Below are 11,326 nucleotides of genomic sequence, written 5' to 3'. Positions count from 1 at the left end.
TTAATTGTAAAATATTTTTGGAGGATAATAATGGATAATAATGACATTAAATTAAAAAAAGCAATTGAAGTATTGCAATCATTTTATTCGGTTATAAAAGAAACTAGTGATTTTACAAAGAAAAATGCTCATGAGTTAGGGATGACTATTCAGCAATTATCTATTTTAAATGCACTAGCTACAAATTCAAACTTAACGCTAAAAAATCTTACTGAGGTAATGTCAATGTCTCTTTCGAAAAGTTCTGTAAGCTTAATAGTTGATAAATTAGTTGAGCAAGATATAGTTGAACGAAAATCATCAACATTAGATCGAAGACAAATTATACTAAATCTTACTGAAAAAGGTATTCAGCTTTACCAACAATCACAAAGTAACGCCTATGCCTATAAAGCAATGTTATTAGCTCTTAATGGAATAGATTCTAAAGATATAGATTTATTACTTACAGTACATGACCATATAATTGAAAATATAAAGGCTTTAAAATAGTTATATCATTATTTAAAGGTTAAAGGTGATTTGCGGAATTTGCTTTACACTATCTTTACTGGTATAACTTTTTTAATATAATTAAATGTTAAGTATCATACCCGATTATAAGTTTTATGATATAAAAAAATATATTCGGGTATAAATTATTATTAATACATATTAAAACGGTTTATTAAACAAAAAATAAATTCGTAGGTGATAACTATGCTAACAAATTTAGTTTTAATCTTATTGTCTATAACGGCATTAAGCTTAAATCACACCGAAGATAAAGATGCAAACAAGTATGTTTTTTATGGAACATTTCTAATTATCAATATAGTTTTATTATTTGGTGTAAGAAATTTAATTTCTTATATAATAATTGCTTTGCTTTCTATTTTGTGTATATTTGCATTTATAAAAATCTCATTTAAAAATAACAAATTATCTCAGCAAAAATCAAGAATAAAAAAAGATTAAATGTATATTTAATCTTTTTTTATTCTTGATTTTTGCTGAGATAATTAATTTAGCAATCATTAATCTGATTTGCATCTATCTATTATTTCATAATCATCATCAACTTTTAACTTTTCTAAATCAGTATTTATATAGTTTTTATGCGTATTTTCACTTTTAAATTTAAAATCTTTAAACTCCTGAGAAGGTTCAATTAAGTTTAAATAGTCACTCAAAATTTTTTGAACTAGATAAGTTCTTTCATTATAATAACCTAAAATATCTTTTATTAAATTTAGTTTATTATTGTAGTGTGATATAGAATCAAATTCATTTACTATAACCTTATTTAATAACTCGTCAAAAGATTTGCTTATATTAGACTCTGTAAATAAAATTTCCTTTATTATCTTAGAACATTCTTCTTTCTGTTTCTCTTTCATGTGTCAATCTATCCTTTCTGCATAATTTTGTTATATTAATAAAGTTAACATCTTAAAAATTATATTAATAATGTATTCAATTGAACTTTTTAGTTTACACTTAGTTATTTAAACCTTTAATATTTTTAAATACTTGTTTCAACTAGGAATTATTCGTTATTTAGCTAGTTAACTTAGATAATTTTAGTTTTCTCAAAAAATAGTTGATTTTTTTGTATAATATACTACAGTTAATGTTAAGTAGGTCATTAACGGAGGTTTTTTTATGATAAGTTTATCAAATAAAAAGCAAGTTGAAAAACTTCAATTTGAAAAAACTAGGCTTGAAATTAAAGTTGTAAAATTAGAAGATGAAGTTCTTAAGTTAAAATCTGAAGTCAAAAAGCAAGAAGATCTTATCAATGAATGGCGAAGATATTATAAAGAATCCGTACAAGAAATATCCAAGTTAAAAAATCAACTTAAGGAATTTAATCCAAATTTAAAACCTAGAAGCAAAAAAATATCTCAAAATGATATAGACAAAATAAAAGAATTATTTAATATGAAAAAATATACCTATCGAGAAATAAGTAATATTTCTAATTGGAGTATATGTACTATTTCTAAAGTAATTAATGGTTATTATGATTAATTACTTTAGAATATATAAGTTAAATCTATCAATTAATCAATATTATTTTTATACATTTTACCAAGGATCTAAAAGATTTTTACTATATAATCTTTTAGATCCTTTTTTATTTATGATTGTAAATATTTAACCTTAATTACCATAAGCATCTAATTAAAATCTATAAAATATTTTATACAATTTCATTATTAAATTTTCATCTAAATATTCCGAAAGAATACTTTTTTATCGAAAAACAATAATTTTATATTGATTTATTATAATTATATGTTATAATTTAATTAAAGCAAATTTAAAGGAGAGTCTACAATGAAAAAAAATTTATTATATTCAATACCATTTTTAATAGCAATAGGATGCTTAGTAATTTTCAATATTATAGGATCTGAAGTTGCTACAGATGGAACTCTTATAGAACCATTTTTCTTAATACCTACATTCTGGTTATTTTCTTTCATAGGAATTTTAGCCTTAATTTTTAAATTTATGCTATTTCTATTTAAGAAAAAACATATTAGCCAATAGATATATTTTAAAATAGGATATGAAATAATGAATAAAAATTTTAGCTCAACAATTTTAAACAATATTGTCTCAATAGGTATATTTATAACTCTAATATTATTTTTACTTATACCTTTATCGTTCAACTATTTTTTTAAAAATACTTTGGGATTAGTGGGTGGGAATATATCTTTATTTGTTTCAACCGGAGTTTATATATGCATAATTCCTTATTTAATAGCATTAATTACACTTAAAAAATTATGTAGTTTAATATATAATAAAAATCCATTTTCAAGGGAAACTACTTATTTATTAAAAACAATATCATTATGTGCTTTTAGTGAATTTTTTGTATTTAATATAGTACAATTATATTTGTGTAATTTATTTGATATTTATTTATATTCAATAAATGTAATTCCAACAGTTTTAATTTCATTTATTTCTTTATTTGTAGGACTTTTTAGTTTAGTTTTATGCAATATTAATTCAAAAATACTAAAAATAAAAAACATAAAATAAAAAACGAGGTAATAATTATGGAAAAAAACATTAGTTCAAAAATTTTAAATAATATTGTTTTACTAGGAATAACATTAACAATATGTTTGCTTTTATTCTTGCCCCTTGGGTTTACAGCCTTTTTTAAAAGTAACTTTGGAATAGTTGGCTCGAATATTCCTATTATTTTATCTGTAGGAGTTTATGTGTGTGCTGTACCTTATTTAATAGCATTGATATCATTGAAAAAATTATGCAGTTTAATTGCTAACAAAGATCCTTTTTCAAGGCAAATTCCTTATCATCTAAAAACCATATCAATATGTGCTTTTAGTGAAATTTTGATATTTAATGTGGTACAATTATTTTTATGCTACTTCTTTAATGTTTACTTTTATGCACTTAACATAATTCCAGCTATTTTAGTTTCATTTATTTCTTTAGCTATAGGATTTTTAAGTTTAGTGCTAGGTAGGTTATACACTATGGCAATTGAAATAAAAGAAGAAAATGATAAGACTATATAAGGAGATATTATGGCGATTATAGTTAATTTAGATGTAATGATGGCAAAGAGAAAAATGAGTTCTACTGAGCTTTCAGAAAAGCTCGGAATCACTATGGCTAATCTTTCCATTTTGAAAAATAATAAAGCTAAAGCTGTTAGATTCACAACTTTAAATAGTATTTGTAACATATTGGAATGTCAACCTGGAGATATTTTGGAATATGTTGATGATACTGAAGATGTTAAATAGCTATAGTTAATCAAAAAGCTACTGTTTTTAATAAAAAAACAGTAGCTTTTTAATTCTAATTATCAATGTGTTGCTTTTATATAAAAATTTTTTTAAATCATTATAATTTAAAACAGTTAAACATTAGCATTTTCAATCACTTAGCATTTCACTTGAAGTTTTGATACATAATAATTTTTTTAAATTATCAATATGACACATTTTGATTTATTTGTCTACTATTTCTACTATACTTGAAATGTTTAATATATATATTTTTTATTATTTAAACTTTTAGTGTGATTATCAAGTTGACATATTTTAAGACTACCAAAATAAATCCATTTCTTCTTTATGCTTTAAATCTTCTTCATACTCTTTCTTGTACTCCAAAATTTTATTATCTAAGGTTCCCTTAAAGAATTTATATGATACGGCTTTTATAGTTTCAACATCGTCTTTATCTAGAGTTATCATAACAGCATCATCAAATGCTTTTTTCATATAATCATTTTTAAAGTCTATATTTTCGAAATCCATTTTAAAACTTCTTAAGGTTCCTTTTGTAAAAACTGTTTCATCTGGAACAAAAAATTCTCTATTTAAAATAGATTTTTCTAATTTTAAATTTATTTTACTTTCTTCAAATGGTTCAGGTACACTTGATTGTTCATAAATATTAGACTCCCCAATTTGATCAATTACATCATCTTTAGAGAAGTACTTTCTCTTGTCTAAGTCTTTTACTATAAAATCTATTGATTCAACTTTTCTTCCTGATTTGTTTTCTTTTATATCTATTTCAAAAAACCCACTTTCATTTAGTTCTTTTATTGCTGGTAAAATTACACGTCTTTTAAAATTTGAATATTGAGGATAACTATCTTCTAGCATTAAATACATCTTTATATCCTCAATTTTATAATTTATAGTTTGTTTAGTTCCTGACCAAACTCTTATTAAATCATATAATCTTTGAGCATTATAATTCTTCAAACTAAATAGTATAGCTAAGTTTGCAGGAGTATATCCTGTCTTTAAGTATTGGTCTAATAGAGTATAAATTTTTTTGGGGCTTTCGATTCTAAAAATCTGAGTTTCTTCATCAAACTGGTATCCTGATATAAAATTGTATTGTCCCCAAATCAATTTATCATTTCTCTTTTTTTCAATGAAAAATATACTTTTGTTCATAAGACCTTCTAAATAGCTACTTATTTTTTTCACAGTTCTATCATTCGTTCTTTTTATTATTTCTTTAAATTCATCATAATGAATATCACAATGCATTGATCCATTATAGTTTTTTTGAAGTTTATAAAGTATTAACAAAAATATTCTATTTTCATTCAATGTTAAGCTATATTTAGATTGTATTAGCACATTGTTCTTCATAAGTATTTTTGGATTTTCTATATCAGTTAAATTACTCATAATACCCCCCAATTCTATTAACTACTAAAACTAGTATATCATATGTATAATTTAAAAGTGTCACTTTTTCAATTTTGACACTGTATTTTAACAGTATTAACTTTTTGTTATATTAATATGCTATCAAAGTGACACTTTTAATGCTATCAAAGTGACACTTTTAACTATCAAGTTGACACTTTTAACTATCAAGTTGACATATAAAAACTATCAAAGTGACACTTTTAACTATCAAGTTGACACTTTTAACTATCAAGTTGACACTTTTAATCGCTTCAGTATAAGTGATTTCAAGGTTTTCACTGCTACTTAAATACTATAAATACTATTAAATACTATTTTAAATAATAGTAAAGACTAGTAAAGGTACTTTTCTGTTCTAATCTAATCTATTTAAATCAAAATATATTATCAATATGACATATTTATTTTGCTATTTAGATGATTAATTTAATTATAAATATTAGTAATATATTTTTTAACTTTACGTAAAAATCTTTTTCAAGAAATATTAACTATCAAAGAATAAAGTTTACATATAGATAAAAACCTCTCAGCGCCTATGAGAAAGTTTTTGCACATCAAAATGGGTAAATATATGGGAATTTAGAAAATTTAGCTAAAAACGGAAGATAAAGATCGAAAAAACTGTAATTTTTATAAAATAAAATGAGAAATTTAATATCAAATTCAAATAAAAAAAGGATATTAGTAAATAATATCCTTTTTTTATTTGAATTTGATATATTAACCTATAAGAAAATCTAAAATATTCCATCCATCTGATGTATTACTTTTATAAAGTTCAGTGTATCCACATTTAGTACAGCTTATAGTTATAAATTTTTTATTTTGGATATCAAATATTTTTGCAAAGTTTCCACCTGTAGCTTGAAATTGATCACTTTCATAAGATGTATTTGAACATTTAGGGCAAACATATTGTTTTTTCTCCATAACTTAAATCCTCCTAATATTGATTTGAGTAAAATTTTACTATAATAAATAAAAAAAAACTAATTAAAATTAGTTACAATATAAAACTTTATATTATTCCTTATCTTTTAATTTATTGATTTCAATATCAATCTGATTATTAGATTTTAAAAACTTAAAAATTGATATAAATATAATTACAAATACATTAATTAATAACAGAATGCTTAAGATTTGGAATAAGGATATTAAAACCATTATGAACTCCTTTACATATTTGTAGTTAACTCAGATTGATAATTATTATACAGATTAAGTAAAATAAATCAATTTAAATAGAGTGAATTAAAATAAAATTGGATTAAAATGAGCATATATTTAGATTAAGATTTAAATATAAAGTATTTTTAAAAGTTTTAACATATAGGTTAGAATTAACTACTTACAACAATATTTATTTTAATACTTAGGATAAATATTATTAAATTTCATCCGAACTTTAAGTTTTAGAAAAGAGAAAAAGTTAGCTAATAGGGAAGAAAATGACAAAAAAATATAAAATTAAGCAAATTTCAACAAAAATAGACTTATTTGATTTTTAATATACAAAATATAAAAATTTATTTCCAAAATATCCTTACATCATGAAAGTGAATATTATGTAATTCCAATATTCGTACACAGTATATATAGTAGATTAACTAAACACGTTTACTTATTTCAATTTATTAAATTATATAAAAATTTTGACATTATTCGAACTGAATATTGCAAACGATTTTTTGATATGCAACAATTTATACAAAGGCAAGGTTGTCAAATATCTAACAATGTCTTTTGACTTAGGTGTTCTATTTAAATTAGAGGAGGAGATTGGGAAATGGAATTAATACAATACAATGCACCTGTAATAGAGTGTGATAATTTTGAAATAACTGAGGAACAAGCATGGTTTTTAGTTTTCGTAGCAGTACTTTTAGCATTAGGAGCTACTGTTGTTTTAGGAGCTGCAATTTGGTGTTTAGTTCAAGGTAAAGGAAGTTTTACTGGTGGAGTTAAGTGGGAAAATGGACTTAACGTTAACATAGAGTGTAAATAGATAGGACTTTAATTTATTAAAATTATACTAAAAAATTTAAAACTATAACAAAAGATAAAGATTTAAATTTAGGACACCTAAGTCTATAAATTGATTTAAGTACTGGGAGGAATGTGTAAACTATGCTTTATGTAGATAACTTGACAAAAACTTATAACAATAAAATTGTTGCTATAAAAAATCTCAGTTTTTCTTTAAATAAAAATAAAGTTTTAGGGCTTGTAGGCCCTAATGGATCTGGAAAGACTACAACAATTAATTTAATCTTAGGGACTATCAAAAGAGATACAGGTAAGATATTATATGAAAATTATAAAAATGATAGTCTAGAATTTAAACAGAAAGTTGGATACATCCCAGATGACTTGATACTACCGGAATCTTTGACTGGGAGAGAATATATAGATTTTATTTTATCAGTATACTCTATAAAGAAAAGTGATAAATTAAAAAAATTAATTCAACTGTATAATATGCAAGACTTTTTAGATATTTTGATAAAAGAATATTCACATGGAATGAAGAAAAAAATTCAGATAATAGTTGCTTTCTCATTAGAAAGCGAGGTAATAATTATTGATGAACCTTTCAGGGGGTTAGATATAGAGTCAATTATAATAACAAAACAGCTTTTTAAGAGCTTTATAAGCTCAGGAAGTATATTATTATGCTCACATGATTTAAATTTAATTGAGGAATTATCGGATGAGGTAATAATGCTTTATAAAGGTAATACTGTAGCAAAGGGCACAAGTCATCGTTTAAAAGAAGAATTTGAATGTGAAGACTTAGAAGAAGTTTTTATGAAAGTTGCTATAGGGGAGGACAGAAAAAATGAGATTGGAGAAATCATTTCTAATTTTAACAACAATGCTTAAGGGAGTTAAAAATAGTTTATATAATAAAATTAAAAAATACTTTGTTTTTATATCTATTGTAGTCCCATTTTTTATTCTTTTAGGAGCTATTATATCGTATAAGATATTTTCGCCTATGATTAATGCTATTATTAGCGGAAATAAAAGTATGCTTTTTTCATTTATTTCCTCAAGTATGTTAAATGTAACTTTAATTACTTTTGTTATATACATAATACTAATTAACTCAGACAATGATAGCAGTAATTATAGCAAAATAATAAAATGGTTACCTCTTACAAAGAAAGAAAAGATATGTGCACAAACAATTCAAGAATTATTTTTTATAATTATTACCAATCTATGCTATGTAACATTTTTTCACCTACCATCATTTATCGGATCCAAGGTTAATATAAAAATTATTATTATATATTTAATATCTGTAATTTTGCAATCATTATTGATATATTTCTTATTAAATATTATTTATCTATTAATAATTAGATTACTGTACTTTATATCACATAAAAAATTTATCAGAGAATTAGCCTCAATTATTTTAGGTATAAATACGTTTATTTATTTAGTTAGTAAAATTAACCTAGATAGTCTTTTAGTTAAAAGTAACTCATATAAGGTATCAATAGTAAATATTTTATTACCCGTTATAGATATGTGTTTGGGATATGGATATTTTAACTATAAAGATGCAAAAGTTGGTTTGACTTTAAGTGGAATAATTTTGATTTTAGGAATATTAATAACGATTATATTTGCTGGAATTGAACTTGATAATAGAAATTTAATGATTTTTAAATATATACCAAAATACAAAGGTAAAATGTTATGGATTGTAATAAAAGAAGTTAAACATATTGTACGAAGTGAGACTAATATTTCAAATTTCTTTGTATTAATATGCATAATTATATCTGTAGGGTTTTTGGATCCAAACACTATAGACAAAACAATTGCTAATTTAATTTTATCAAGTTTTTGTTCAATATTCGCACTAAGTTCATTTGGTGAAGATAGAAATTTCACTATTTACTCTAATATAGTTCCTATTTCTAGTAAGTTAATTTCTTATGGGAAACTAATAGGGAATCTTATTATTGGAATATTGCTATATACGATACTATTTTTCATCGTATTTACATATTTAGGTATAAATATAGAATTATTTAAAAGTGGATTAATGTATACTGCAATGGGGGTTATAGTGATTTACACATATGGTATTGTAATTCCAGTTAGAGAAAAAGAGCCATTTTCAAATATAATTGTATTTTTATCTTTTGCGGCAATATGTATTTTGATTTCTATAATATCACTAACATTTAGTGGTGCATATATATATCAACTTATTTTAATATCTGTAGTAGCTATAACGCTGATGATACCAAAGCTTTATAAGTTAAATTCTAAGTTAGATTAAATTTATATTTAAATAATACATTTTAATTTATAAAGGAGAGATTAGATGAACCTATTTACATTTTTAATTGAAAAGATAAAAGAATTATTAAAAATAAAAACAGTTTTTATTATTCCTAATAGCGTAGATTTAAATGAAAATTTAATTTTTGATAAGGATTTAAATAAAAGCATTACACTAAATGGGGTTGCTTATGAAATTTTAAAATTGGTTAATGGCAAAAACACTATAGATGACATAGTTATAGCGCTACTCAAAAAGTATAATGTAAAAAAGACTGTATTAGAAAGAGATGTAATAAATATATTAAGCAATTTACAAGATAAAAACTTAGTTGAAAGTAAGGTAATAGGGAATAAAATAGTAGTTTTATTTTTAAACATAAGTATATTTCAATATGTGTATAAGAAAAGATACTCTGTTTCTGAATCTAAATTTGGATCTTTGACTCTTTTGATTTATGTAGTAACAAAAAAGTTGTTTGTAATGTGGATGATTACTTTTATAACTATTTACTTATTTAAACATAATTTAGTATCTGAGTTTAATGAGAAGATAAATTATGCCATTGACTGCTACTTGGTTTTTATACTTTCAATTATAGGTGGATTTGTTATGCATGAATGGATTCATATAGCTGTTAGTAAAATTCAAAATCAGGAATTTCGTGGATACATATTAGCAAGAAGATTTACTGTAAGCATAGTTAAGGTAAATACAGAATCTAGTTTATTATCTATTTTACTAGGACCATTGATTCCAAGCGTTTTAGGAATCATAATAATAGTAATTTCAATAAAAATACAAAGTGTAATGATATTTACTCTAGGAATAGGATTTGCAATTAATGTAATAAATCTATTACCTTTTACACAAGATGGGAAAGGAATACTTAGAAAAATTCTAATGAAGAAACTAATGAAGGGAGCTATAAAATGAAAAAAACATTAGGAATTGTATCTGCTGCATATTTTATACTTATACCGTTTAGTATAGTTTTTTACTTGTTATATTCCTTGATAAGTAACAAAAGCGTAAATTTATTTAATGGTGGAGTTGTACTAGATATAGCACAAAGTAGTTTCAAATTAAACATAAGTTCAAACTTAGTTTTGATATACATAGTTTTATATATAGTACTTATTGGATTAGTATTCATAGTTTCAAGAACGAAGTTTTGTAAAAATTTCTATGAAAAAGGAAAGAGGGCAAATGGATAAGAAAAGAGTAGTTAAATTAGTTTTATTTATTGCTTTTATTACAATCTGTATATCAGCATATTCAATATACTCTAAAGGTAAAGAAACTATAGATACAAAGTATGGACTAGCATATGGAGACCCTAATGCCAAAATAAAATTGGTAGAATACATGAGTTTTCAATGTATAGACTGCTATGAGTTACATGAAAATATAGGAGATACATTAAGAGATAAAATTAAAAATGGTGAAATATATTATGTAGTAAAGCATGTTGATTTTGAAAAGTTTAAGTATGATGATGTTATATTCAACAGAATTGATAACTTAGATAAAATAGAAACGGTAGATTATATAATGGATAATTATAAAACATGGAGTAAAATGAAAAACGTGAAAGATGTTGAAGAGTTTTTTAAACTAGGTGCTATTAAAAAAGATAGAGTTGAGATGCAAAAACATATTCTGTCTGAAAGAGATGATCTTGGGATAGATTTTATACCTACATTTTATTTAAATGGTGAAAAGCATGTTGGATCATTTACAGAAAAAGAGTTCAATAAAATGATAAGTGATGTAAAATAAGTATATATAGAATACG

General features: G+C 23.4%; 16 protein-coding genes. 13 read left to right on the top strand and 3 right to left on the bottom strand.

Features of this window, described 5'->3' with window-relative positions; genetic code table 11:
- The first annotated feature begins 30 nt into the window (after positions 1-30).
- Together KXZ80_RS17395 and KXZ80_RS17390 are read left to right on the top strand one after the other, a co-directional pair.
- A complete protein-coding gene (locus KXZ80_RS17395) occupies positions 31-492 on the top strand; it encodes a MarR family winged helix-turn-helix transcriptional regulator (protein WP_021434392.1) in 462 nt (153 codons plus the stop codon).
- Between the two features lie 207 nt (positions 493-699).
- Positions 700-957: a hypothetical protein gene (locus tag KXZ80_RS17390; RefSeq protein ID WP_021434367.1), complete on the top strand. Its 258-nt coding sequence runs from the start codon at positions 700-702 to the stop codon at positions 955-957.
- Between the two features lie 59 nt (positions 958-1,016).
- Here KXZ80_RS17390 and KXZ80_RS17385 read toward each other — a convergent pair whose 3' ends face one another.
- A complete protein-coding gene (locus KXZ80_RS17385; RefSeq protein ID WP_021434361.1) occupies positions 1,017-1,379 on the bottom strand; it encodes a hypothetical protein in 363 nt (120 codons plus the stop codon).
- Between the two features lie 265 nt (positions 1,380-1,644).
- On the opposite strand from KXZ80_RS17385, the gene KXZ80_RS17380 reads away from it, so the two are divergent.
- The 5 genes from KXZ80_RS17380 to KXZ80_RS17360 all read left to right on the top strand — a co-directional run bounded on the left by KXZ80_RS17380 (position 1,645) and on the right by KXZ80_RS17360 (position 3,779).
- Positions 1,645-2,013, top strand: coding sequence for a DNA-binding domain protein (locus KXZ80_RS17380; protein ID WP_021434386.1), 369 nt, complete (start codon positions 1,645-1,647; stop codon positions 2,011-2,013).
- A gap of 309 nt (positions 2,014-2,322) precedes the next feature.
- On the top strand, positions 2,323-2,538 hold the full coding sequence (locus KXZ80_RS17375) for a DUF3955 domain-containing protein (protein WP_021434373.1): 216 nt from the start codon (positions 2,323-2,325) through the stop codon (positions 2,536-2,538).
- A gap of 27 nt (positions 2,539-2,565) precedes the next feature.
- The gene (locus tag KXZ80_RS17370) at positions 2,566-3,042 is read left to right on the top strand and encodes a DUF2975 domain-containing protein (RefSeq protein ID WP_119472449.1); all 477 of its coding nucleotides are present in this window, start codon (positions 2,566-2,568) and stop codon (positions 3,040-3,042) included.
- A 17-nt stretch (positions 3,043-3,059) separates the two neighbouring features.
- Entirely contained in the window at positions 3,060-3,548 is a 489-nt protein-coding gene (locus tag KXZ80_RS17365) for a DUF2975 domain-containing protein (protein ID WP_021434378.1), read from the top strand.
- Between the two features lie 9 nt (positions 3,549-3,557).
- The gene (locus KXZ80_RS17360; RefSeq protein ID WP_021434349.1) at positions 3,558-3,779 is read left to right on the top strand and encodes a helix-turn-helix domain-containing protein; all 222 of its coding nucleotides are present in this window, start codon (positions 3,558-3,560) and stop codon (positions 3,777-3,779) included.
- A gap of 306 nt (positions 3,780-4,085) precedes the next feature.
- Here KXZ80_RS17360 and KXZ80_RS17355 read toward each other — a convergent pair whose 3' ends face one another.
- On the bottom strand, positions 4,086-5,192 hold the full coding sequence (locus KXZ80_RS17355) for a replication initiation protein (RefSeq protein ID WP_021434360.1): 1,107 nt from the start codon (positions 5,190-5,192) through the stop codon (positions 4,086-4,088).
- 747 nt (positions 5,193-5,939) lie between these two features.
- Positions 5,940-6,149 (bottom strand): zinc ribbon domain-containing protein, encoded by a 210-nt coding sequence (locus KXZ80_RS17350; protein ID WP_021430843.1) that lies wholly within the window; start codon positions 6,147-6,149, stop codon positions 5,940-5,942.
- 859 nt (positions 6,150-7,008) lie between these two features.
- On the opposite strand from KXZ80_RS17350, the gene KXZ80_RS17345 reads away from it, so the two are divergent.
- From KXZ80_RS17345 to KXZ80_RS17320, 6 genes are all read left to right on the top strand, one after another.
- Positions 7,009-7,227, top strand: a complete 219-nt coding sequence (locus tag KXZ80_RS17345; RefSeq protein WP_021434379.1) for a hypothetical protein — start codon at positions 7,009-7,011, stop codon at positions 7,225-7,227.
- Positions 7,228-7,349: 122 nt separating this feature from the next.
- On the top strand, positions 7,350-8,105 hold the full coding sequence (locus tag KXZ80_RS17340) for an ABC transporter ATP-binding protein (RefSeq protein ID WP_021434375.1): 756 nt from the start codon (positions 7,350-7,352) through the stop codon (positions 8,103-8,105).
- Positions 8,062-9,525: a hypothetical protein gene (locus KXZ80_RS17335; protein WP_021434371.1), complete on the top strand. Its 1,464-nt coding sequence runs from the start codon at positions 8,062-8,064 to the stop codon at positions 9,523-9,525. The genes KXZ80_RS17340 and KXZ80_RS17335 overlap by 44 nt, the downstream gene beginning before the upstream one ends.
- 45 nt (positions 9,526-9,570) lie before the next feature.
- Positions 9,571-10,464, top strand: coding sequence for a PqqD family protein (locus tag KXZ80_RS17330; protein ID WP_021434357.1), 894 nt, complete (start codon positions 9,571-9,573; stop codon positions 10,462-10,464).
- Positions 10,461-10,745 (top strand): hypothetical protein, encoded by a 285-nt coding sequence (locus KXZ80_RS17325; RefSeq protein ID WP_021434389.1) that lies wholly within the window; start codon positions 10,461-10,463, stop codon positions 10,743-10,745. The genes KXZ80_RS17330 and KXZ80_RS17325 overlap by 4 nt, the downstream gene beginning before the upstream one ends.
- Entirely contained in the window at positions 10,738-11,310 is a 573-nt protein-coding gene (locus KXZ80_RS17320; protein WP_021434396.1) for a thioredoxin domain-containing protein, read from the top strand. Before KXZ80_RS17325 ends, KXZ80_RS17320 begins: the two co-directional genes overlap by 8 nt.
- Positions 11,311-11,326 lie beyond the last annotated feature (16 nt).

Origin of the sequence: Paraclostridium bifermentans (genome assembly GCF_019916025.1) — a bacterium.
In the GTDB taxonomy this organism is placed as follows: domain Bacteria; phylum Bacillota; class Clostridia; order Peptostreptococcales; family Peptostreptococcaceae; genus Paraclostridium; species Paraclostridium bifermentans.
Note: the sequence above shows the minus strand (reverse complement) of the source record. Positions and strands in the feature narration are given on the sequence as shown.